Annotated in this window: 22 protein-coding genes; 19 read left to right on the top strand and 3 right to left on the bottom strand. The window is 69.7% G+C overall.

Going from position 1 to position 23533, the window contains the following annotated elements; all coding sequences use genetic code 11:
- Positions 1–42 precede the first annotated feature (42 nt).
- The 3 genes from ACIHAO_RS24825 to ACIHAO_RS24815 all read right to left on the bottom strand — a co-directional run bounded on the left by ACIHAO_RS24825 (position 43) and on the right by ACIHAO_RS24815 (position 3472).
- Positions 43–1137: an LLM class flavin-dependent oxidoreductase gene (locus ACIHAO_RS24825; protein WP_396561553.1), complete on the bottom strand. Its 1095-nt coding sequence runs from the start codon at positions 1135–1137 to the stop codon at positions 43–45.
- On the bottom strand, positions 1134–2132 hold the full coding sequence (locus tag ACIHAO_RS24820; RefSeq protein WP_396561551.1) for an acyl-CoA dehydrogenase family protein: 999 nt from the start codon (positions 2130–2132) through the stop codon (positions 1134–1136). The genes ACIHAO_RS24825 and ACIHAO_RS24820 overlap by 4 nt, the downstream gene beginning before the upstream one ends.
- Before the next feature lie 182 nt (positions 2133–2314).
- Positions 2315–3472, bottom strand: coding sequence for an acyl-CoA dehydrogenase family protein (locus ACIHAO_RS24815; protein ID WP_396561549.1), 1158 nt, complete (start codon positions 3470–3472; stop codon positions 2315–2317).
- Positions 3473–3641: 169 nt separating this feature from the next.
- Between ACIHAO_RS24815 and ACIHAO_RS24810 the strand changes: the two genes are divergently transcribed.
- The 19 genes from ACIHAO_RS24810 to ACIHAO_RS24720 all read left to right on the top strand — a co-directional run bounded on the left by ACIHAO_RS24810 (position 3642) and on the right by ACIHAO_RS24720 (position 23490).
- A complete protein-coding gene (locus tag ACIHAO_RS24810; RefSeq protein WP_396561575.1) occupies positions 3642–4781 on the top strand; it encodes a steroid 3-ketoacyl-CoA thiolase in 1140 nt (379 codons plus the stop codon).
- A 2-nt stretch (positions 4782–4783) separates the two neighbouring features.
- Complete coding sequence (locus ACIHAO_RS24805; RefSeq protein WP_125799526.1) at positions 4784–5995, top strand: CaiB/BaiF CoA-transferase family protein; 1212 nt, start codon at positions 4784–4786, stop codon at positions 5993–5995.
- Between the two features lie 37 nt (positions 5996–6032).
- Entirely contained in the window at positions 6033–6773 is a 741-nt protein-coding gene (fabG, locus tag ACIHAO_RS24800) for a 3-oxoacyl-[acyl-carrier-protein] reductase (protein ID WP_396561547.1), read from the top strand.
- On the top strand, positions 6770–7156 hold the full coding sequence (locus ACIHAO_RS24795; protein ID WP_396561545.1) for a 3-hydroxyacyl-ACP dehydratase: 387 nt from the start codon (positions 6770–6772) through the stop codon (positions 7154–7156). The genes fabG and ACIHAO_RS24795 overlap by 4 nt, the downstream gene beginning before the upstream one ends.
- Positions 7153–7617: a 3-hydroxyacyl-ACP dehydratase FabZ family protein gene (locus ACIHAO_RS24790; RefSeq protein ID WP_125792125.1), complete on the top strand. Its 465-nt coding sequence runs from the start codon at positions 7153–7155 to the stop codon at positions 7615–7617. Before ACIHAO_RS24795 ends, ACIHAO_RS24790 begins: the two co-directional genes overlap by 4 nt.
- A 35-nt stretch (positions 7618–7652) precedes the next feature.
- Positions 7653–7907 (top strand): acyl carrier protein, encoded by a 255-nt coding sequence (locus ACIHAO_RS24785; RefSeq protein WP_005155526.1) that lies wholly within the window; start codon positions 7653–7655, stop codon positions 7905–7907.
- 3 nt (positions 7908–7910) lie between these two features.
- A complete protein-coding gene (locus ACIHAO_RS24780; RefSeq protein WP_396561542.1) occupies positions 7911–9113 on the top strand; it encodes a beta-ketoacyl-[acyl-carrier-protein] synthase family protein in 1203 nt (400 codons plus the stop codon).
- A complete protein-coding gene (locus tag ACIHAO_RS24775) occupies positions 9110–10222 on the top strand; it encodes a beta-ketoacyl synthase N-terminal-like domain-containing protein (protein ID WP_396561540.1) in 1113 nt (370 codons plus the stop codon). Before ACIHAO_RS24780 ends, ACIHAO_RS24775 begins: the two co-directional genes overlap by 4 nt.
- Positions 10200–11315: a beta-ketoacyl synthase N-terminal-like domain-containing protein gene (locus ACIHAO_RS24770; RefSeq protein ID WP_396561538.1), complete on the top strand. Its 1116-nt coding sequence runs from the start codon at positions 10200–10202 to the stop codon at positions 11313–11315. Before ACIHAO_RS24775 ends, ACIHAO_RS24770 begins: the two co-directional genes overlap by 23 nt.
- Positions 11312–12145 carry a beta-ketoacyl synthase N-terminal-like domain-containing protein gene (locus ACIHAO_RS24765; RefSeq protein ID WP_396561536.1) on the top strand — a complete coding sequence of 278 codons (834 nt, stop codon included), beginning with the start codon at positions 11312–11314 and terminating at the stop codon, positions 12143–12145. Before ACIHAO_RS24770 ends, ACIHAO_RS24765 begins: the two co-directional genes overlap by 4 nt.
- Positions 12142–12939: an alpha/beta fold hydrolase gene (locus ACIHAO_RS24760; protein ID WP_396561534.1), complete on the top strand. Its 798-nt coding sequence runs from the start codon at positions 12142–12144 to the stop codon at positions 12937–12939. Before ACIHAO_RS24765 ends, ACIHAO_RS24760 begins: the two co-directional genes overlap by 4 nt.
- Positions 12936–13856: a thioesterase gene (locus ACIHAO_RS24755; RefSeq protein WP_396561532.1), complete on the top strand. Its 921-nt coding sequence runs from the start codon at positions 12936–12938 to the stop codon at positions 13854–13856. Before ACIHAO_RS24760 ends, ACIHAO_RS24755 begins: the two co-directional genes overlap by 4 nt.
- Positions 13853–14485 carry a 2-hydroxychromene-2-carboxylate isomerase gene (locus ACIHAO_RS24750; protein ID WP_396561530.1) on the top strand — a complete coding sequence of 211 codons (633 nt, stop codon included), beginning with the start codon at positions 13853–13855 and terminating at the stop codon, positions 14483–14485. Before ACIHAO_RS24755 ends, ACIHAO_RS24750 begins: the two co-directional genes overlap by 4 nt.
- A complete protein-coding gene (locus ACIHAO_RS24745; RefSeq protein WP_396561528.1) occupies positions 14482–14604 on the top strand; it encodes a hypothetical protein in 123 nt (40 codons plus the stop codon). Before ACIHAO_RS24750 ends, ACIHAO_RS24745 begins: the two co-directional genes overlap by 4 nt.
- Complete coding sequence (locus ACIHAO_RS24740; protein WP_396561526.1) at positions 14601–15329, top strand: class II aldolase/adducin family protein; 729 nt, start codon at positions 14601–14603, stop codon at positions 15327–15329. The genes ACIHAO_RS24745 and ACIHAO_RS24740 overlap by 4 nt, the downstream gene beginning before the upstream one ends.
- Positions 15330–15341: 12 nt before the next feature.
- Positions 15342–18119 carry a cytochrome P450 gene (locus ACIHAO_RS24735; protein ID WP_396561524.1) on the top strand — a complete coding sequence of 926 codons (2778 nt, stop codon included), beginning with the start codon at positions 15342–15344 and terminating at the stop codon, positions 18117–18119.
- A gap of 23 nt (positions 18120–18142) precedes the next feature.
- Complete coding sequence (locus ACIHAO_RS24730; protein WP_396561522.1) at positions 18143–19813, top strand: (2,3-dihydroxybenzoyl)adenylate synthase; 1671 nt, start codon at positions 18143–18145, stop codon at positions 19811–19813.
- 544 nt (positions 19814–20357) lie between these two features.
- Positions 20358–21677, top strand: a complete 1320-nt coding sequence (locus tag ACIHAO_RS24725) for an acyltransferase family protein (protein ID WP_396561520.1) — start codon at positions 20358–20360, stop codon at positions 21675–21677.
- Positions 21678–21762: 85 nt separating this feature from the next.
- A complete protein-coding gene (locus tag ACIHAO_RS24720; RefSeq protein WP_396561518.1) occupies positions 21763–23490 on the top strand; it encodes a CoA transferase in 1728 nt (575 codons plus the stop codon).
- The last annotated feature ends 43 nt before the right edge of the window (positions 23491–23533 follow it).

Genomic DNA, 23533 nt, shown 5'->3' with positions numbered 1-23533 from the left:
CCGCGTCCAATCACGCGAGTCGCGCCGAAGCGCCCGTGGACCTCAGAGCGTGTCCGCGAGCAGCCCGCGTTTCCGCAGCAGCGGCATGACGCCTTCGCCGAACGTGTAGGCCTCTTCGAGGTGCGGCTGAGCGGAAAGGATCAAGTGGTCGAGTCCGAGGGCATGGTATTCCTCGATCCGTTCGGCCACTTCTTCGTGGCTGCCCACCAAGGCCGTGCCGACGCCGGGACGCACGAGGCCGTAGCCCGCCCAGACGTTGGGGTGGATCTCCAGCGAGTCGGTGCTGCCGGAGTGCAACGCCGCCATCCGCCGCTGGCCCTCGGATTCGGTGGCGGCGAACCGTTCCTGCGCCTGCCGGATCCGGGCCGGGTCCATGCCGGCGAGCAGCTGGTCGGCCACCTTCCACGCTTCGGCGGAGGTGTCCCGGCTGATCACGTGGAATCGGGTGCCGAAACGCAACGAGCGGCCCAAGGCCTCCGCCCGCGCGCGTGACCGTTCGAGGTGTGAGGCCATCGCCGCGGGCGTTTCGCCCCACATCAGCAGGACGTCCGCCTGCGCGGCCGCGACTTCCAGCGCGGCCGAGGAAGAACCGCCGAGGAACAACGTCGGCCGCACCGCGTGCGGGCGGGCGACCATGCCGGCCTTCAACGTGTAATGCGTGCCGGTGAAGTCGAACCGCGAACCCGGCCACGCCTGGCGGAAGACGTCCATGAACTCGCCGGTGCGCGCGTACCGCTGGTCGTGGTCGAGCCAGTCGCCGTAGCGGCGCTGCTCGTCGGGGTCACCGCCGGTCACGATGTTCAGCAGCAGCCGCGAATCGGAGACGCGCTGGAACGTCGCCGCGGTCTGCGCGGCCAGCAGCGGTGAGACGAAGCCCGGCCGCATCGCGATCATGAACTTCACCGACCGTGTCACGCCGACCAGCGCCGACGCCACGACCCACGGGTCCTCGCAGAACAACCCGAACGGCGTGAGCATCCCGGTGAACCCGAAGCGGTCGGCGGCGAGCGCGACCTGGGTCAGGTACTCGATGTCCGGTTCGCGCCGGGCGCCGGGTGCCGCGACACCGTCGGCGGTCTTGGCGACTTCCCGCCCGTCGCCGTGTGACGGCAGGAACCAGTGCAGTTGCAGGCTCATGAGTGCTCCCCGAACAGTGAGTGCGCGATCGCTTCCAACGGTCCCGAGGCGAGTTCCGCCTCCAGCCACAACGCGCGCCGGAACCAGCGGTGCAGCGGGAATTCCCAGGTGACGCCCATCCCGCCGCAGACCTGGATCGCCGTCTCGCAGACGGTGATCGCCGCGCGGCTCGCGGCGTGCGCGGCGCACGCCACGGCTTCCGCCGTGGCGGCTCCAGCGGCGCGGTAGGCCAGCGAACGCGCGAGCTCGACCTCGGCGTAGCCATCGGCGAGCTGCTGGCTCACCGCCTGGAAGGAACCGATGGGCCGGTCGAACTGGGTCCGCGCCTTCGCGTGCTCGACGGCGATCGCCAGCGCCCGGTCCGCGACGCCGATGGCCTCGCCCGCGAGCAGGGTCGTCGCCCGGCCGCGGATCGCGGTGAGCAGTGGCGCGGCGTCAGGCGGCCCGATCAGCAGCCGTCCCTCGGCGCCGGCCAGCGCGATATCCGACGTCGCCCGGAGCGGGTCGACGCCGTCTCGCGCGGACAGCGAAACGGCAGCCGGGTCGACGCCGAACAACGCCACCCCGGCCGGGATACGGGCGGCGACCAGGATCTCCGTGGCGACGTCGGCGTGCAGGACGGCCTGCACCGCACCGTCCAGCCGCCAGCCGTCGTCGCGGCGTGCCGCGCGGCAGGTGTCGCCGCCGTCGGCCAACGTCGCGGGGCCGGGCGGTTCGACGCCCGCGGCCCGGTACACCGGCAGGGCGAGCCCGGCCGTGGCGAACCAGGGCACCGGATGCAGCGCACGGCCGCCCTCCTCGGCCAGCAGGACGAACTCCGCCAGACCGAGATCCGCGTCCAGCCAGCCCTGCCGGACCAGCTCGGGCCACGCGGCGAGGTCCTGCTCACCGTCGTCGGCCAGCGCCGCGATCCGCTCGAGGCCGTACGTGTCCTCGAGGTAGGTGCGGGCGGCGGCCTTGAGCCCGGTCTGGTCCTCGGTCAGCGCGAAGTCCATCGATACTCCCTAACTGCCTTGGTGAACCCGCGTCCGCGATCGACGTCGGCAGGCCGCGGCTTGGTCTTGCACCTCACGACGGTCGGCAGGGCGCCCTGCCACCGCGATAGCGGGGCCCTCGGCCGGGCGGGTTCACGCGTTCGCTCACTTTTCTCGTCCATCTTCAGCTCCGCCAACCGGTGCTAACGTGATTTCGGCAGGCCGAGGACCCGTTCCGCGACGATGCCGCGCAGGATTTCCGACGTTCCGCCCTCGATGCTGTTGGCCCGGCTGCGCAACCGTTGGTGCTGCCAGTAGCCGCCCCAGAAAGCGTCGGCCCCGTCGTCCGCCGCGCCCGCGCCGAGGAGCCGCAGCGCGAGCGCGCTCACTCGCTGGTTCGCCTGCGACCAGCGCAGTTTCAGGATCGAGCTCTCCGGTCCCGGTTCGCCGGTCCGTTCCATCGCGGCCAGCGCGCGGTATCCGGTGAAGCGCAGGCCCTGCAGATCGACGTAAAGCTCGGCGATCTCGGCGCGGACCCGCGGGTCGGTGTCGCCGCCGCACGCCTTGGCGGTCTTGACCAGCCTGTCGAGCTGGACTGCCAGGCGCGCGGTGAGTGTGATGCCGAACGTGCCGCGTTCATGCGCGAGGGTGGTCAGCGCGACCCGCCAGCCCTGTCCGGGTTCGCCGAGTACACAGTCGTCGGGGATTTCGACGCCGCTCACCAGGATCTGGTTGAAATCGGTGTCGCCGGACAACTGCCGCAGCGGCCGCACTTCGACGCCGGGTGCGCGCATGTCGAGCAGGAAGCAGGTCAGCCCGCGGTGTTTGGCCGCGTCCGGGTCCGTGCGGGCGAGCAGCAGGCAGTGGTCGGCCAAATGGGCGTAGGAGGACCACACCTTTTCACCGTCGACGACGTAGCCGCCGTCGACGCGGCGGGCGCGGGTGCGCACCGATGCGAGGTCCGAGCCGGCGTCCGGTTCGGAGAAGCCCTGGCAGAAGATCGTTTCCCCGGAAAGGATGCGGGGGAGATGGGTGGCCTTCTGCGCGTCCGTTCCATAGTGGACGATCGCGGGCCCGACCATGCCCAGCCCGATCACCCCGGCGTGGTCCGGCGCCTCGGCCAGCGCGCTCTCTTCGGCGTAGATCGCTTGGTACGCGGGGGAAAGCCCTCGCCCGCCGTGTTCCGCAGGCCAGGTCAGACCCGCGTATCCGGCCGCGTGCAACGCCTTGCTCCAGGCGCGCAATTCGTCGGCGGACCAAACACGAGGCGCGCTCGGCGTGCTTTCGGGTAACTGTCCGGCGAGCCAGGCTTTGAGGCCAGCCCGGAATGCCGCCTGATCTTCGCTGTCGTCCAGCCGCATGTACGCACCATAACCAGCGTCGATGATCGTGAGGGGGCGCGCGAGCGATTCCCGCAACTACGGAGAACCGCTGGTCGGCTCCGCAATCCGTGAGACGTTCGCCCGCCGGGGGCCGCACCACGATGGGGAAGCCGGGCACCCCGTCCGGTGGAGAGGCAGGTACTCGCCCGTGGCCGCGCTGAACGACCGGACCCCGGTCATCGTCTCCGCCGTCCGCACCCCGCTCGGCAAACGCGGCGGGGTGCTCGCCGAGCTGAAGGCCGTCGAGCTGATGCGGCACGTCCAGCTGGAGGTCATCGCCCGCGCCGGTATCGAACCCGGCGACGTCGATCAGATCATCGGCGGCTGCGTGACCCAGTCCGGCGAGCAGAGCCTCAACGTCACCCGCAACGCCTGGCTCAACTCCGGCCACGACCCGGCCGTCGGATGCTCCACAGTGGACGTCTCCTGTGGATCGGCGCAGCAGGCGAACCACCTGATCTCCGCGTTGATCGCCGCGGACGCGATCGACACCGGGATCGCCTGCGGCGTCGAGTCGATGAGCAGGGTGCCGATCGGCACGAATCTCTATCAGGGCCCCGGGCACTACAAGACGCGGGACTATCCGTGGGACGACCCGCCGAAGGCCCAGTTCGGCGGCGCCGAGCGGATCGCCGCGCGCGAGGGCATCGGGCGCGCGGACGCCGACGACTACGGGCTGCTCTCCCAGCAGCGCGCGGCGCGTGCGTGGCAGGAGGGCCGGTTCGACCGTGAAGTCTCCCCGGTCGGCGCGGTCACCCGCGACGAGGGTATCCGTGAAACCACTCGCGAGGGGCTCGCCGCGTTGCGGCCGAACATCGAGGGCGCGGTGCACACCGCCGGTTCGACGTCGCAGATCTCCGACGGGGCCGCCGCCATTCTCTGGATGTCGTACGGAAAGGCCCGTGCGCTCGGCCTGACGCCGCGGGCGCGGCTGGTCGGCCAGGTCGTCACCGGCGCCGATCCCTACTACCTGCTCGACGGCCCTGTGGTAGCCACCGAACGGGTGCTGCGCCGGACCGGCCGCAGACTGTCCGATGTGGACATCTGTGAGGTGAACGAGGCATTCGCCGGGGTAGTGCTGAACTGGGCTAAGGCACATGGCGCGGACATCGACCGTGTCAACGTCAACGGCGGCGCCATCGCGCTCGGCCACCCGCTGGGCGCGACCGGGACCCGGCTGCTCGTGACGGCGCTGCACGAACTCGAGCGCACCGATACGTCGACCGCGCTGATCACCATGTGCTGTGGCGGTTCGCTCGGCACGGCTTCACTGCTGGAAAGGCTTTGACCATGCGCGAAGAGGAGTTCTTCCGCCGGGCACGGGCAGGTTCGGCCGGCCCGCTGGAGGGTGTGCGCGTCCTGGACGTGACCAAGGTCTGGTCCGGTCCGCTCGCCACCTGCGTCATGGCGGACATGGGGGCCGACGTGGTCCGCATCGAACTCGCCGACGGCCACGACGGCGAGGTGCCGCCGAACATTCCCGGCACCGGGCTGTCGTGGTTCCGGGAAACCGTGCACCGCAACAAACGCAGTGCCGGGCTGGACCTGCGCGTCGACACCGACCGAACGCGCTTCCTGGAACTGGTGGCGCACGCGGACATCGTGGTCGAGAACTACAAACCCGGCACGCTGGACGGCTGGGGCGCCGGGTACGAGGCCTGCCGGGCGGCACGCGAGGACGTCGTTTTCGTGTCAGTGTCCGGATTCGGGCAGTACGGCCCGAAGTCGCATCTGCCCGCCTACGATCCCGCGATCCAGGCCGCGGCCGGGTGGATGTCGCTCAACGGCCTGCCCGAGGGGCCGCCTGTGCGCGCTCCGACGTTCCTCGCCGACGAGCTCGCCGGCCTGCACGCGGCTATCGGCGCGCTCGCCGCGCTGGCGCACCGGAACCGGACCGGCGAAGGACAACACGTCGACGTGTCCATGGTGGACTGTCTGCTCGCCAGCAGCAGCGGCCTGCCGACCCTCGCCGCGACGGGCGCCCCGCCGCCGAGGGTGGGCAACGAGACCGATTTCGTCGTACCCGCCAATGTCTACGAATGCGCGGACGGCCATTTGTATCTCGCCGTCGCGATCAACCGGCATTGGCGCGCGCTCGCCGAGATCATCGGCAGACCGGAACTCGGTCTCGCGGACGGGTTCCGCACGGCCGCCGAACGGATGACCAACCGGGACGCGATCAACACGATGATCTCCGGCTGGTGCGCGGGACGTCCGCTCGCCGAAGCGCTCGACGTGCTGAACGGCCGCGGGCTCGTCGCCGCGCCGGTGCGCACGCTCACCGAAGCCGTCGCCGACGAGCATGTCCAAGCGCGGGCGATGCTTCAGGAAACGGTGCTGAGCAACGGCACCACCGCGCCGATCGTCGGGCCCGCGGTGAAATTCTCCCGTACGCCGACGAAGGTCCGCCACGGTGCGCCGCGGCCGGGCGCGGACACCGCCGAAGTACTCGCGGAGCTCGCGGCAAACGATGAGAAGAATAGTTTGCGCCGCGCTTCTTAAAATGGAAACAAATTGTGCTGGAAAACGAGGAGGCGTCGTGGCGGAGCACCACCGGGCCCTGGTCACCGGGGCTTCACGAGGGATCGGCCGGGCCGTGGCGCTGCGGCTGGCCCAGGAGGGCTACGCCGTCGCGGGGTGTTTTTCGAAAGCGAGCGCCGCGTCGGAGGAAACCGAAGAGGACATCGCCGCCGTCGGGGTCCCTTCGTATTTCGCGGAATGTGACGTCTCCGATTCGGAAGCGGTCGAACGATTCGTCAAGGACGCTGAGGAACAGCTCGGCCCGATCGATCTGCTGATCAACAACGCCGGGATCACCAAGGACAGCCCGCTGGTGCTCGCCAGCGCCGAGGACTGGCACGCGGTGCTCGCCACGAACCTCACCGGCACCTGGAACTTCTGCCGCACCATGGCCTTCCGGTTCATGAAGAACCGCGGCGGCGTCGTGATCAACATGTCCTCGGTCGCCGGCGTCTACGGCCACGCTGGCCAGACCGCCTACTCGGCCAGCAAGGCCGGGATCATCGGCTTCAGCAAGTCGCTGGCCAAGGAGGTCGCCGGGCACGGTGTCCGGGTCAACGTCGTCGCTCCCGGTTTCATCGAGACGGACATGACCGGTTCCCTTGGTGAGAAGCAGCGCGCCAAGGCGCTCACGCAGATCCCGGCCAAGCGGTTCGGCACCGGCGAGGACGTCGCCGAACTGGTCGCTTTCCTGGTCTCCGACCGCGCTTCCTACATCACCGGACAGGTACTGCAGATCGACGGGGGGATCACGCTGTGACGCTGATTCCCGCCTACGCCGCGCCGTTGCGGGCGGTCGACACGCTGGACGTCCGGCAGCACGGGGACGAACTGGAGCTCGTCGCCCGGATCACCGTGGACGGCAAGGAACCCAACCTGCGCGGGCATTTCCCCGGCCAGGCCGTGTACCCCGGCGTCTTCGTCATCGAGACGCTGGAGCAGGCGATGCGGGAGGCCGTGAACGCACGGTTGCGCACCGTCCGCTCGGTCCGGTTCCTGGCGCCGCTGCTCGACGGCGACCTCATGGTGCTCACGGTCACCGCGAAGCGCATCCGGGACGGCTGGGAAGTCATCGGTAGGGCCGTACTCGGCGAGACGACGACGGCCAAGGTCCGCGCCACCTTCGAGGAGGACGCGGAATGACCGAGCACCACGACATCCGGATCCTGCTGCCGCAGCGGTATCCGCTGCTGCTGGTGGACCGGGTGCTGGACCTGGTCCCCGGCGAGTCGATCGTCACGATCAAGGCGGTCACCGGCACCGAGCCGTGCTACGCCGGGATTCCCGACGGAGCACCGGCGAGCCGCTACGACTACCCGAAGTCGCTGATGATCGAGTCGTTCGGACAGAGTGCCGCGCTCCTCTGGCTCGACGGCCGCGCGCCGGTCGAGGACGACGACTCGACGTTGATGTTCATCGGTGCCCGTGACTACCACTTCACGGCCGCCGCCCGCCCTGGTGACGTGCTGCGCCACGAGGTCCGCCTGGAATCGGTACTGGCCGACACGGCCTTCGCCACCGGCCGGACCTGGGCCGGTGATCGCCTGATCGCCACCGTCACCACCTTGACCGCGACGCGGCGCCCTGTGCGGCCCGCGGCGTGAGAACCGCACGCGGACAACGAAACCGGAGGATCGTCATGACGCAGACCGACACCCAGCTCGAGGAGCTCCGCGAGCTGGTCGCCGAGGTGCTCGAGCTCGAGCCCGAGGAACTTGAGGACAACGGGGACTTCATCGACGACTACGAGGCCGACTCCCTGCGTGCCATCGAGATCCTCGCCAGGATCGACAAGCAGTACAAGATCGAGATCCCGCAGGCCGAACTGCCGGAGCTGCGCACGCTCAAGGCGGTCAACGACGCCCTGATCCGGCACTCCGTCAAGAAGGGATGAACCGTGGTCCGCGTTGTCGTGACCGGGGTCGGCCCGGTGTCGAGCATCGGGATCGGGATAGCCGCGTTCGCCGAGGCGCTGCGCACCGGCCGATCCGGGATCTCGCCCATCACCAGCTTCGACCCGGCCGGGTTCCCGCACCGGAACGCGGGCGAGGTCCAGACCTTCGATCCGGCGGCTTATCTCCGCCGGGTCGACCCGGCGGGGTGGGGCCGGTCGAGCCAGTTCGCGGCGAGCGCCGCACGGCTGGCGCTCGCCGACGCCCGGCTCGACCTGACGTCGGTGGCGCCGGGGCGTGCCCACGCGATCATGGGCACCACCAGCGGTGAGTCCGCGGTCGCGGAGGCGCTCACTGCGCAGATCATCGAGGGCGGTTTCGCCGCGCAGGACCCGGCCCTGCTGACCCAGTTGCCCGCCAACCGGCTGGCGAACGCGGTCAGCGAGGAGCTGGGCTTGTCCGGCGAGTCAATGACCATCGCGACCGCCTGCTCGGCGAGCAACTACGCGATCGGCTACGCCTACGACCTGCTGGCCGGTGGCGAGGCCGACGTCGTCTTCGCCGGCGGCGCCGATTCGGTGTGCCGCTGGGCGCACGCCGGGTTCTACCGGCTCGGTGCGCTGGCGAAGGACGCCTGCACCCCGTTCGACAAGGACCGAGCGGGCATCCTCACCGGCGAGGGTGGCGCCGTGCTCACCCTGGAAACCTACGACCACGCCCGGAAACGGGGCGCCACGGTCTACGCGGAACTGCTCGGGTACGGCGTCAACTGCGACGCCATCCACCCGGTCACGCCGGACGCGCCGACGGTCGCGGAGTGCATGCGCATCGCACACCGCAACTCCGGCATCTCACCGTCCGATGTGGACTACATCTGCGCGCACGGCACCGGCACGCAGGTGAACGACCTGGTCGAGAGCAAGGCCGTGATCGAGGTCTTCGGCGAGCGGCCGCCGCCGATCAGCTCGATCAAGTCGATGCTCGGCCACACCATGGGCGCGGCCTGCGGCTTCGGGGCGATCGCCTCGACCATCGCGATCGACCGCGGTTTCCTGCCGCCCACGGTCAACTGGACCACCGCGGATCCGGAACTGGGCGTCGACCCGGTGCCGAACGCGGCCCGCCCGGCGAACGTGCGGGTGGTCCAGAACGACGGTTTCGCCTTCGGTGGCAACAACGCCATCGTGATGTTGGGAGCGCCGGAATGAGTGGTGTGGTGGTGACCGGCTGGAGCGCGCTGACCTCCGCGGGCGTCGGCGTGGACGCACTGGCGAAGCGGCTCGCTCTGGCCGAGGCAGGCCAAGTCGAAAAGGGCCACGAGATCGGCGACCTCTACGAAGAGCCGCTGCCCGCGACGAGCGGGCACTTCCTCCCCAGCTTCAGCCCACGCGAACATCTGGGGCGCAAGGGGACCAGCACCTTCGACCGGGCCACCGGGCTGGCCGTGGTGTGCTGCCAGGAGGCGTTGCGCGAGGCCGGGGTGTCCCTCGACGACGAGGTCCGGCCGCGGATCGGGGTGGTGCTCGGGACCTCGCTGGGCAGCTTCAAGTCCACCAGCGACTACACCCGCGAGACCCTGGTGCAGGACAAGCCGTACCTGGTCAACCCGATGCTGTTCCCGAACACGGTGATGAACTGCGCCGCCGGCCAGGTCGCCATCCGGTTCGGTCTGCGAGGGGCGAACACCACCATCGCGGGCGGCACCCTCGGTTTCCTCAATGTGCTGCGGTACGCCGGCAACGCCATCGAGCGCGGTCATGTCGACGTGGTCGTCGCGGGTGCGGTGGAGGAGTTCACCCCGCACCGCGCGTGGGCGACCCAGCTGACCGGGGCGACCGACGTGGTCGCCGCCGGTGAAGCGGCCGGGATGTTCGTACTGGCCAAGGAGAACACTCCGGAGTGGGCGGGCACGCGGCAACGGGCCGGAGTCCTCGCGGTCGCGACGGCCTACGGGCCTGGCGGTGGTGAGGCGGCCGAAACCGCGCTCGCCGGATGTGTGCACCGCGTGCTGGCGAAGGCGGCCGTCGACGCGGCCGAAGTGTCCACTGTGTACACGGGCGAGGTCGAAGACGGCGACGAGCGCGAGTACGACCCGATCGTCCGAGCGCTGGGCCACCGCCCGGAACGGGTCATGGTCAAGCGGTTGTTCGGCGAATGCGACGCGGCCTCCGGCGCGGTGGCGCTGGGTGTCCTACTGGCCGAAGACCGCGATGCCCGCCCCGGCGGGTTGAGCCTGCTCACCGCGCGGGGCGCGGACGGTGCCGTCGGCGCCGCCATCGTGAGGAGGTACGCCGATGGCGGTCTTGATCGCGGGTAGCGCGGTGCGCACCTGCCTCGGTTCGGGGGCGGAGACGTTCGACGGCCTGCTCAACGGGGTTTGTGGCGTCTCACCGTTGCGGTACGGCGATTCCGGGCAGCTGAACGTGGCCTACGGCTACCACGCCGAGCTGGCCGGTGAGCCGTTCCGCGCGGGACGGCTCCTGGCCGAATGCCTGAAGGAAGCGGTCGCGCAGTCCGAAGTGGACACGGCGGCGCAACGGGTCGCCGTCCTCGTCGGCACGGGACTGCGCGAGTTGTCCGCGGTGGAACGGCTGGCGCTCACGGGTGAGCCGGTGTCCGCCGGACGGCTGGACTTCGCCGACGTCGTGGCGGAAACGCTGCCCGGCGCCGCATACGTGACCACGGTCGTCAACGCGTGCAGTGCCGGCGGCCATGTCCTCGCGCTTGCCCAGGACATGCTGGAACTGGGCGAATGCGACGCCGTCGTGGTCGCCGCCGCCGACGCGATGACGCGGTCGATGCTCGCCATGGTCGGCCGCGTCGCCGAGACGCCGACCGAACGCGTGCGCCCGTTCGACCGCGAGCGCACCGGCGTACTCCTCGGCGAGGGTGCGGCGGCGCTCGTCGTCGTGCCCGAGAGCTGGGACGGCCCGGCGCTCGGCCGGGTCGCCGCGACCGGCCTCTCCTGCGACGCCCACCACGCCACGGCGCCGGACATCGAGGGCATCGCCCGCGCGATGTCCGACGCCTACACGCGTGCGGACCGCGCACCGTCCGATGTGGACGTGGTGGTCGCACACGCGACCGGCACGGCGCTCAACGACCCGGTCGAATGCGAGGCGATGCGCAAGGTCGTGCTCGGTGGCGGCGGGAATCCACTGGTCACCGCGGTCAAGGGTTCGACGGGTCACACCTCGGGCAGCGCCGCACTGGTCAATGTGGACGTCGCGCTGCGGATCTTCGCCTCCGGCGAGGTCCCCGCGGTCGCCGGCCTGACCGACCCGCTCGACGAGGGCATCGGATTGCGGCTGGTCATCGGGGACACGGTCGTCGCGCGGCCGGATCTCGTGCAGGTCAACTCGTTCGGCTTCGGCGGGGTCAACGCCGTCACCCTCCTGGAGCGGGTATGAAAACCCGGTTGCTGCTCACCGGCTGGAGCCTGCACCTGCTGGGGATCGAGGAGTTCGACGGCGTGCCGCCGGAGAAGGCCGCCACCGTACTCGGCCGGAAAGGCATGCTGTACAAGGAACCCTCGACCCGGCTGGCGTTGTGCGCGGTGCACCGCGCCCTCGGTTTCGAACCCGGTCACCGGGTCACCGGGCCGATCGAGACCGGCACAGCCGTGGTCGCGTGCAGCAACCTCGGCAACGTCGAGACGGTCGCGAAGGTCACGCGCGCGGTCGAGGCGGAAGGCGGCCGCGGGGTGAGCGTGCTCGACGCGCCCAACGTGTCGCCGAACGTCGTGGCCAGCACGGTCGCGCTGTGGTTCGGCTTCGGCGGCCCCAACCTGATGCTGTGTTCCGGCAGCACGGCCGGGCACGCCGGCCTGCGGATGGCGAGTCTGCTGCTGCGCTCCGGCCGGGCCACGCGGGTGGTGCTCGTCGGCGCCGAACCGGAGGACGAGATCGCCTCGATCCTGCACGACGGACCGCTGCGGTCCGGGAGCGCCTGCGTGATCCTCGAACCCTGGCGCGAGAAAGCGAGCTCCCTGGTCGTCGACATCGACCCAGGGGACGCCGCGCCGCTGCCCCGGCGCACGGTCGGATCCGGCGGTTTCGACGTCAAGGAACGGTGGGGCGACTTCTACGGCGCGCACGGGGTCGTGGAGCTCGCGCTCGCCGCCCACCTCGCCGTGGCGGAAGGCGAAGGCCGCGTGGGCATCGGCCCGCACCGGCCGGACGGCGGGCCGTCGGTTTCGGTCGCCGTCACACACCACAGCGATGAGATGGGGTACCGGTGAACGGTTCGGCGGTGAAGGCGCACACGATCTCGCCCGGCAGGCCCGGTGCGCCGCTGGTGCTGTTCGCACACGGGATGGAAGGCCACTGGAAGAGCTGGACGCCGCTGGCCGCGCATCTCGACCAGGGCTACCGGGTCGTTTCGCTGGAACTGCCGTGGAAGGCGGGCAACGACTTCCGCTGGCGCAACCGCTCCTTCGGCGAATGGCTCGGCGACGGCCTGGACATGGTCGGCGCCACCCCGGACGTCCTCGTCGCGCATTCGTTCGGCGCCAACGCCGCGCTGGACCTGATGTGCCGGCTCGACCCGCGCGTCGGTTCGTCCGTGGCGTTGTTCTGCCCGTTCTACCGGCTGCCCCGGTTCGAGGTGACGTGGCGGATGTTCGAGCGCTCGCGCGAGACGTTCACCGCGCACGTCGGCGAAGGGGTCCGCGCCCGGCTCGGCAAACGAGCGGCCACTTTGGACCCCGACGTCGTCGACGGCATGGTCAAGATCGCGTTGAACCGCGCCGGGCCGCTCGGCTTCGCGGCGGTGTTCGACCGCTACGCCGCCAGCGCCGACCTCCAGCTCGGCAACGTCGAGATCCCGACGAAGGTGCTGGTCGGCGGTATGGACCCGACGCTGCCCGCCGAATCGGCGCGCGCTCTCGCCGACGGCATGCCGGGGGCGACGCTGCACACGCTCGACCGCGGCGACCACTTCTTCCACGTTCGCTACGCCCGGTACGCCGCGGCCGAGGTGACCGGCCTCGTCGAAGACGTCCGGACCATTCCGAAGGTAGGTGAGCTCCGATGACCGCAGTCCTGCGGCCAAGCCGGACCGTCACGCACGGCCGCCCCGCGTTCGAGGGCGCCAACATCCGCACCTGGATCGGTTTCAAGCACTTCATGTACCTGGTCGAGCAGGGTGTCCTGCAGTGGCTGCGCGACCAGGGCACGAGTGCGCGCGACCTGTTCCTCGAACACGGCCTCGGCGCGGAGATCGTGGACTGCTCGGTGCAGCTGCCCGCGGTGCTGGAACTCGACGACGAGGTCGAAGTCGAGGTCACCCCCGGCCGCGGCGACAAGCTGAACGTCCAGCTCTCGGTGGTCCGCGACGGCGAGAAGGTCACCGTGCTGCGCGGCAAGGTCACCGTCGCGCTGGTCCGCGAGCGGGCGGCCGACAGCACGGCGCCCGCGCCCGAGGCGCTGGCTCAGCTGGAGATCCCGGCACTGACGTCCACAGTGGAGCGGATCGCGATCCCGGCTGGCGAGACCGCCGAGTCGGTGCTGACCGCGGCTCCGGGAGCGTTCCTGTGGTCCTGGCGGGCACCGTACTTCTACTGCCACTACTCCGACCGCGTCCAGCACTCCGGTTTCGTCCGGACGCTGGAAGAAGTCGTCGACCGGTACCTCGCCGAACGCGGCATCTCCGTCGGCCGCATGCTGTCCGAACGCGCGTGGATCCCGGTCGTCTCCCGCGCCCGCGTCCGGCTGCTGGAGGACGCGCGTATGGAGGAGACGGTGCACACCGTGTTCACCGTCACCGACATCCTGCGCGGGGTCATGTTCGACGGCCGGATGGACTGCTACGTCCAGCGTGGCCAGGAGCTGGTGCCCGTCGCGACCGCCCAGATCCTGCACGGTTACGCCATCGCGGCAGGCCCTGGCGCGGGCGGCATGGCCCAGCTGGACGAGGGTGTCGTGCACGCGCTGATCGGGGACCGGGCGTGACCCGGCCCGCCAAGCTGTACTTTTCGCTGCGCAGTCCGTACAGCTGGCTCGCGATCAACAAGCTGCGCGCCGAGGTACCCGGTGCCCTCGAACAGCTGCAGTGCTTCCCGTACTGGGATCCGGACACCGTCACCGGGGCCGGCCTCGACGAACGCGGCGGCGAGTTCCACTACGTCCAGATGAGCCGCGCGAAGCATCTGTACATGCTGATGGACACCAAACGGATCGCCGAGCAGCAGGGTCACAAGATGGCCTGGCCGATCGACATCGAACCGTGGTGGGAGCTGCCGCATCTGGCCTGGCTGCGTGCCCGCCGCGAGGGTGTCGAGTGGCCGTTCTACGACGCGCTGAACGAGGCGCGCTGGGGCCGCGGCGAGAACATCTGCGAGCCCGGCATCGTGCGTGCCGCGGCCGAGCGGGCCGGGCTCGACCCGGAACTGGCCGTGGGCGCCGTCGACGACCCGGAGATCCGCGCCGAGGGCGTCGAATGCCTCTACCAGGCCTATCTCGACGACATCTTCGGCATCCCGTACTTCAAATGGGGCCGCCACCGCTTCTGGGGATTCGACCGGCTGGACGGCTTCCTCGGCGTCTGGCAGCCCACGGTCCGAGAGGAGCGTGCCGCATGAGCGACGACCAGGAGGCCACGGTCACCGAGCTGCCCACCGACCAGTGGTACTGCGTACCCGCCGAACTGCTGGACGAGGGCGCCGCCTACGACTGGGACAGCCCGGGCGGCTGCGGATGAAGACCGTCGAAGAGGAACGGCTCTACCGCAAGCAACGCCTGGCGGCGACCATGCGGCTGTTCGCGGTACGCGGTTTCGACGAGGGCGCGGGCGGGCACGTGACCGCCCGTGACCCCGGCGACCCGGACCGGTTCTGGATCAATCCGTTCGGTGTCCACTTCGGACACGTCCGGGTCAGCGACCTGCTGCTGGTCGACAGCCGGGGTGAAGTCGTCGAAGGCGACGGGAGGATCAACCCGGCCGGGTTCGTCATCCATTCGCACGTCCACGCGGCCCGGCCCGACGTCGTCGCGGTCGCCCACGCGCACTCCACCTACGGGCGCGCGTGGGCCGCGCTGGGCCGCAAACTCGACCCGATCACCCAGGACGCCTGCGCGTTCTACGAGGACCACGAGGTCTTCGAGGAGTTCGGCGGCGTGGTGCTGGATTCCGACGAGGGCAAGCGGATCGCGGTCCGCCTCGGCACGGGCAAGGCGGTGATCCTGCGCAACCACGGGCTGCTCACGGTCGGCGGCACGGTGCAGGAGGCGGCCTGGTGGTTCACCACCATGGACGGCTCTTGTCACGTGCAACTGCTCGCGGAGGCGGCCGGGAAGCCGGTGCCGATCGAGCCCGCGGTCGCGCGGCACACCGCCTCGATGATCGGCACGCCGGGGATGGGGCGGCTCAACTTCCGGCCGCTGTACGCCGATCTCGTGCGCACGCAACCGGATCTGCTGGACTGAGGGGTAAAGGTCATGCCGACGCTACTGAACGACTACATCGCCGAGGACGGGGCCGGGATCGCGATCGTCGACGAGGCGGGCGCGGTCGGGTGGCGGCTGCTGGGGGAGCGGGTGAACCGCTGGGTCGCTCTGCTGCGTGACCGCGGGCTTGGCGAGGGTGACCGGCTGGCCTGCGTCCTCGGCAACCGCCGCGAGACCTTCGAGGTCCTCCTGGCGTGCCTGCACTCCGGGATCACCGTGGTACCGATCAACTGGCACCTCACCGATCCCGAAATCGCTTACATCGTCTCGGATTCCGGGAGCAAGGCGCTGATCGTCGAGCCCTCGTACGCCGAGACGGCCGGCCGCGCGGTCGCCCGGTCCACGGGGGAATGCGCGACGCTGATCGTCACCGGTTCCGCGGACGAGGCCGGTTTCGAAGCGGCGGAACCGTTGCTGGCGCGGATGTCCCAGGCCGAACCCGATGCACAGACCTGCGGCGCCACGATGTTGTACACCTCGGGCACGACAGGCGCGCCCAAAGGCGTGGTGAACGGTCTTTTCGTCGTCGGCGCGCCGTTCTCCCGGGTGGCGAAACTGACCCGGTACGCGCACGTCGTCCTCGACGTCCCGTCGCGCGAACGATGCCTGCTCGATGGTCCTTGGTACCACTCGTCCCAGCTGTTCTTCTCCCTGCTCGGGCTGCTGCTCGGCTCGACGCTGGTGATCCGCCGGTCGTTCGACCCCGAGTCCACATTGGACATCATCGACCGCGAGCGGATCACCGCCGCGCATCTGGTGCCCACCCAGTTCATCCGCCTGCTGCGGCTGCCCCCGGAGGTCCGCGCGCGGTTCTCGGGGGCGAGCCTCGGCCGCGTGTGGCACGGCGGCGGACCGTGCCCGCCGGACGTCAAGCGCCGGATGATCGACTGGTGGGGCCCCGTGCTGACGGAGTACTACGGCGCCACCGAGGGCGGTGCGGTCACGATCGCCGGCTCACGCGACTGGCTCGCGCATCCCGGCAGCGTCGGCAAGGCCATTCCCCCGAACGAAATCGTAATCCTCGGCGAGGACGGCACTCCGCAACCGACCGGCGCTTCCGGGCAGGTGTTCGTCCGGCGTGTCAAAGGCAAGAGTTTCTCGTATCACAACGCCCCGGAGAAGACGCGGTCCGCGCATCTGGAACCGGGCACCTTCACCTTCGGCGACGTCGGCCACCTCGACGAGGACGGCTTCCTTTATCTCACCGGACGCGCGCAGGACATGATCGTCTCCGGCGGGGTCAACGTGTACCCGGCCGAGATCGAGGCCGTGCTGCTCAACCATCCGGTGGTCCGGGACGTCGCCGTCATCGGCGTCCCCGACGACGAGTTCGGTGAACGGGTCGCCGCCGTCGTCGAGGTCACCGACGATGCCCCAGCCGACCTGTTCGCTCTGCTGGACCCGTTCTGCCGCAAGTCCTTGGCGGGTTTCAAGACCCCGAGGACGTATCACGTCATCGAGCGGCTGCCCCGTGAGGCGACCGGCAAACTCCGCAAGGACGTGCTGCGCAAGAGCTTCGCCGCGATCGGTATCGAGCGGCCGGACATCGCGCATCCCGCGACGTTCGCCGACGGCGTTCCGCATGCGGAGTTCGCCCGTCGTCGCGAGACCGAACCGGTGGCCTGGACCCCGGAACCGTTGCTGACGCGGCATTCCAGCGCGGGCAGCAACACGCAGCGCGGCTCCGGCTACTGGGCGGTGACGCGCTACGACGACGTCTACTCGGTGTCACGGCGGCCCGAGGAGTTCTCGTCCGCGGCCAAGGGCGCCTTCCTGCCCGACCCGCGCACGCCGGGCGACCTCAAGCAGACCCGGCAACTGCTGGTCAGCATGGACGGCCCGGAGCACGTCCGGATCCGCCGTCTGGTCGCGACCGTGTTCACGCCCAAATCCGTCCGCGGGCTGAGCGACAGCATCGCCGGGCACGCGCGGCGGCTGGTGGAAAAGGTCACCGATGGCGCCGAGTTCGACGCCGTCGCCGATTTCGCCGCCGAGTTGCCCCTGCTGGTCCTGTGCGATCTGCTCGGGTTCCCGCCGGACGACCGGCACCTGCTCTACCGCTGGAGCAACGCGCTGGTCGGCTTCGACGACCCGGAGTTCGGCGGCGGCGACGTCGAGGCGTACCGCCGGACCTTTGCCGAAGCGTTCGCCTACGCGATGAAGCTCGGCATGTCCCGGCGCGAGACCCCGACCGACGATCTGATCAGCAGGCTGGTCAACGCCGAGGTCGACGGGAAACACCTGAGCGACCGCGAGTTCTGCAGCTTCTGGCTGCTGCTGGTGGTGGCGGGCAACGAAACCACCCGTCACCTGATCTCCGGTTCACTGGAGGCACTGGTGAACAACCCTGCCGAACGGGACAGGCTGGTGTCCGGTGAGGTGCCGGTGGCCACCGCGGTCGACGAGCTGATCCGCTGGGTCACGCCGATCATGCAGTTCCGCCGCACCGCAGTCCGGGACACGGAGATCGCCGGACAGCCCATCGCCGAGGGCGACAAGGTCGTCGTCTACTACACCTCGGCCAACCGCGACCCGGCCGTGTTCACCGATCCGGACCGGCTCGACCTCGGCCGCGATCCCAACCCCCACCTGTCGTTCGGGATCGGCCCGCATTTCTGCCTCGGCGCGCATCTGGCCAGGCTGGAGATGTCGACGCTGCTGACCGAACTGCTGCCGCATCTGTCCCGCCTGCGCCTGACCGGGCCGGTGACCCGGCTCGAATCGAACTTCGTCAACGGCGCCAAGACCATGCCCGCGCGCTTCGGATGATTCCACGAGAAAGGGAGGCCGTCGTGCCCTCGAAACCTGTCCAGCCGAGCCGTGCGGGAACGGTACCCTGGCCCGCCGACCTCGTCGAGCGCTATGTCGCCGAAGGCCACTGGAAGGGCCAGGTGCTCGCTTCGCGCTTCGTGACCGCCGCCGACGCGACTCCGGACGTCGAAGCGCTGACCGACGGCGACTTCCGGCTGACCTACGCCGAACTGCTGTCCCGTGTGGACGGTGCCGCGCAGCGGTTGCGTGCACTGGGCCTCCGGCCCGACGACCGGCTCCTGGTGCAGCTGCCCAACGGCTGGGAGTTCGTCGTGCTGACGCTGGCGTGCTTCCGGCTCGGCGTGATCCCGGTGATGGCGCTGATCCAGCACCGCAGGCACGAACTGTCCTACCTGGCCGAACTGTCGGAGGCACGCGCGATCGCCGTGCCGGACCGCGTGAAGGACTTCGACCACCAGGAACTCGCGGCCGGGATCGCCGCCGGGGCCGAGACGATCGAGCACGTCATCGTCGCCGGTGACGTCCGCGACGGCCACGTTGACCTGCGCGCGCTTTGCGCTCCTGCCACGGATGCCGCGGCGGCACGCGCCGAACTGGACGCGGTGGCTCCCGACCCTCGTTCGGTCGCGCTGCTGATCCTTTCCGGTGGCACCACGGGGCTGCCGAAGCTCATCGCGCGCACCCACGACGACTACGCCTGCTACGTCGACGGATCCGCCGACGCTTTCGGTTTCGACGCTTTTTCGGTGTATCTCGCCGTGTTGCCGTTCGGGCACAACTACCCGCTGAGCGCGATCCTCGGCGTGCTGTGGGCGGGCGGCCGCGTGGTCGTCTCGCCGTCGCCGTCCGCGCCCGACTCGCTCGGCGCGATCGAAACCGAACGTGCCACGGTGACGTCGGTGGTGCCGGCGATCGTGGTGCGCTGGCTCGAGTACCGCGAGGCCGACCAGCACCATGACCTGTCGTCGTTCCAGGTGCTGACGCTCGGCGCCGCGCGGCTGCAGGACCAGCTGGTCCGGCAGATCAGCTCGGTGTTCGGCTGCACGTTGCAGCAGGGCTACGGAATGGCGGAAGGACTGACCAACCTCACCCGGCTGGACGACCCGTTCGACATCACCTGTGACACCCAGGGCCGCCCGATCAACCCGGCCGACGAACTGCGCGTCGTCGACCCCGACGGGAACCCGGTCCCGCCGGACGAGCAGGGCGAACTGATCACCCGCGGCCCGTACACGATCCGCGGCTACTACCGCGCGCCCGAACACAACGAACGCGCCTTCACCCCGGACGGCTGGTACCGCACGGGCGACGTCGTACGGCTGCGCCCGGACGGCTACGTCGTCGTCGAGGGGCGCACCAAGGACGTGATCAACCGCGGCGGCGAGAAGATCGCGGCCGAGGAGGTCGAATCCTTCGCCTACCAGCTCGACTCGGTCGAGATGGCGGCCTCGGTCGCGATGCCGGACCCCGTGCTGGGGGAGCGCGGCTGCCTCTACGTCGTGCCGACCCCCGGCAATTCCGTCGCACTGCAAGACGTCATCGACGTCATGGAGACGGCGGGAGTGGCCCGGTTCAAACTGCCGGAGCGGCTCGTCGTCGTCGACGCGATGCCGCGCACGCCGATCGGGAAGATCGACAAGAAGGTCCTGCGCGCCGACATCGCGCGACGCCTCGAAGAAGAAGCCGCCTGAGCCGGTGGTAGGCCGAAGGCTCCTTTCGCTGCGTCTGATGCGGTGATGGACGCCTTCGGCCCTGGTTGGACGCGGCTCATGACTCGTTGCGGGACGCTGATGCCCGGGTTGGGCTACGCGAAGGTGTCGGGTCGCGGGGATTCGCTCGCGGCCATGGGGCGACGGTGTCGCGAAAGCCACTTTCGCGACGCCTGGCGTCCCGAAAGTGGCTTTCGCGACGCATCTCGACCATGGGTTCAGCGGAGCGTCCTTTATGGATAGTCAGGAGCGACTGAGCTCCGTCGGTCAGTCCGGGCCCGCGCCGTGCCAAGTCCGTGAAGGCCTCCTTGAGGGACCCAGAGTCCCTCAAGGAGGCCTTCACGGACTTCCGCTACTGGAGCACGCCATCTCGCGGTTGAAATGCTCGCAGAATGGGATAAGACGTGGCCCATATGGCGGTGCGAAGCTTGCGAGGCAGCCGGTTACTGGTCTGGGTTCCGCCGCGTGAAGTGGAAATGCTCGAGCGCGGTTCACCCCCATCGCTTTTGGGAGAAAGGACGCACAAATGAGCGTTACCGCAACGCGGACTGGCGGGCCGCCCGCAGCCGCGGAAAAGCCAGCCAAACAACGCTATCTCGCCGTCGACGGCCTGCGCGGGGTCTGCGCGCTCGCGCTGCTCTTCACGCACGTCGCGATGATCGCGGGAGTGCTCGGCACCAAGGAACTCGGCGGCACGATCGCTTCGACCAGCGCGGTCGGTGGCTTCTTCACCGGTGGGTTGCAGATCTTCGCCGGCGTCTTCTTCGTGCTCACGGGCATGTTCGTCTACCAGGGTTTCGCGAAGTCGATCATCAACGGCACCCCGCGCAAACGCGAAGGCACGGTGATCCGGCGGGTGCTGCGCCTGGTTCCCGCGTACTACGCGATGTACCTCGTGGTGCTGGTCGCACTGAACCTCCAGCAGGTCGAGAACCTGTGGGACGTCCTCCGTCCGATGCTGCTGCTGCACATCTACGACTGGGACGGCTGGAGCAACGGCATGGAGATCACGTGGACCGTGCCGGACATGGCGCAGTTCTACCTCCTGCTGCCGCTGCTCGCCTGGGCCACCTTCAAGTTCGCCTCCCGCGGCAAGACCGCGCGGGCGCGGGCGTACCGGATGATGCTCCCGGTGCCGCTCCTGTTCGCGGCCGGTATCGCCTGGCTGCTGTACTCGCAGATGAACGGTCTCGGCACCCGCGCGCTGTTCTGGTACCCGATGGGCCTGATGCCCGAGGTCGCGATCGGTATGGTCATCGCGATCTGGCTGGAGCTGCAGAAGGCGTCGCCCCGGGATACGCCCAAGCTGCTCGCTTTCGCCGGCCGCCACCGCGTCCTGTTCCTGGGCATCGCGCTGACCTGCCTGCTCATCAACTGTGCCCGCCCCGGCAGTGAAATCGGCATGGACGACTATTACAGTCTCACCGCGCTCGGGATCTTCTACGGCCTGTTGGCCATTCTCTCGGCGACCTTGTTGCTTTCGATGGTCGCGCCGGGCCCCGAATCGCGCCTCATCCGCGCGGTGTTCACCAACCGCGTGATCCTGTTCATCGGCAAGATCTCCTACGGCGTTTACCTGTGGCAGTTCGCGGTGATGCATTTCTATCTGCAGAAGCCGGACGCCTATTTCAACGGGGAGCCGATGCCGTTGATGATGATCCGCGCCGGCACCGGGTTCTGGGAGCTGCAACTGGTGACCCTGGTCGGCACGATCATCCTGTCGACGATCTCGTACTACCTGTTGGAACGCCCCCTGATGAACTGGGGCGAGCGGGTCATCAAGCGCCGGGCCGCCCGCAAGGCCGCCGCGGTGCCGCCACCGCGCGGGGAATCTGTTCCGGTGTAGTCCTTTCGCCATCGGACCCTTCCGGCCTGGCGTCCGCCGCAGCGGACGCCAGGCCGTTCCCGCATTCGCTTCCCGGAGGTTCTTCGTGTCCTTTTCCGCGCCCTTGAAAGGTTTCCGGGTCCACTGTGGTGGATCCGGCCCCGCCGTCGAGACCGCGCTCGACCGGCTGCGGATGCTGGAGGCCGAAGTCGATCGAGAGCGGCCCGGCCCCCTCGGCCTGAGCGGGCCGGGCGTTTCGGTCGAGGCCGGCTTGCGCGGGCCGTTCCCGGAGAACCTCGTGCAGGCCGACTGCGGGATCATGGCACTGCACGGACGGTCCGAGGCGCAGCCGCGCCCGCTGGGTGTCGACTATGTTTCGGTGCTCACGGGAATCGCCGCCGTTCAGGGCATGCTGGCCACGACTTTGGCTCAGCTGCGCGGAAATCCCGTGTCCCGGGTCGAGCTGGGCGCGGACGGCGTCGCCCTGCTCGCGGTCGGGCAGTACATCGCCGCCGCCACCGCGGACGAGGATCCCGAGGGGCCGGAAGGAACGCCGTCGGCGGCGCGGCCGCCGTTCGTCTCCGCCGACGGCGTCGCGTTCGAGGTCGAAGCGTTCAGCGGTGAGGCCTGGCAACGGTTCTGGGCCTCGCTGGGAACGCCGGAGCGAGCGATCGGGCGGGGCTGGCGGCCATTCCTTCTCCGCTACGAACGTGCGTCGGTGTCGCTCCCGCGTGAGCTGCACGAGGCGGTCGAGTCCGTCTCGTACGAGGAGATCCGTTCGATCGCCGCGTCGACCGGGATGCACGTCTGCCCGGTGCGGACGGTGGCCGACCGGCGCGCCGATCCTGACGCGGGCTTACCGCCGTGGTCCTTCCGTGCCGGACGTGCGGCGCCGCCCGGATCCGATGCCACCGCAGGTCTGCCGCTCGCCGGGATCCACGTCGTCGAGTCGACGCGCCGGGTGCAGGGCCCGCTGGCGACGCGGCTGCTGTCGCTGCTCGGCGCGACCGTCACCCGGATCGAACCGCCGGGCGGCGACCCCTTGCGGGGTATGCCGCCGATGGCGGGTGACCGCTCGGCGAAGTTCCGCGTCCTCAACGACGGCAAGCGGGTCGCCGAGATCGACTTCAAGCAGGCGGAGGGCCGCGCCGAAGTCCTGGACCTGATCCGCGACGCCGACGTCTTCCTGCACAATTGGGCACCCGGCAAGGACCTCGAGCTCGGCCTGGACGCGACCACCCTGCACGCGGTGAACCCCGGGCTGGTCTATGCGGCGGCTTGCGGCTGGGGTGACGCGCTGGGGAAGAATCCGCCCGCCGGTACGGACTACATGGTCCAGGCCTACTCCGGGGTGGCCGACGCGCTGACGCCCGCCGGGGAACCGCCGCGGCCGACGTTGATGATCATGGTGGACGTCGCGGGCGGATTCGTTTCGGCGGAAGGGATCCTGGCCGCGCTGGTGGCGCGTCAGCGTACCGGCCGTGGTGGCGAGGTCACGACGTCGCTGCTGGCCGCGGCCGACGCCCTGCTGCGCGAGCCGTCACCCGCTGCCGTCGATGGTGTCTTCCCCGCGGCCGACGGGCTGCTCGCGATCGTGACCGACGACGTCGATGCGCTGTGTTCGCTCCTCGATATTTCCTTGCCCTTGAGCGAAGAACTGCCGGAAGCGATCACCAAGGCGCTGGGCACGAGGCCGGTGGCGGACTGGGAACGGAGGCTGGGGCCGATCGCGGTGCCCGTCCGGCGCGACCTCGGCACGCTCGTGGCACGCCATCCCGGGCGGTTCGAGCGGAACGGATGCGCGATCGCCACTTCACCGTGGGCCTTTTCTTGATCCGTGGCAGCGCAGGAGATGTCCACCTGGTGAGAACGCTGCG

The sequence above is a fragment of the Amycolatopsis sp. NPDC052450 genome (genome assembly GCF_044547565.1).
Lineage (GTDB): Bacteria > Actinomycetota > Actinomycetes > Mycobacteriales > Pseudonocardiaceae > Amycolatopsis.
This window is presented reverse-complemented; position numbering and strand designations above follow the sequence as displayed.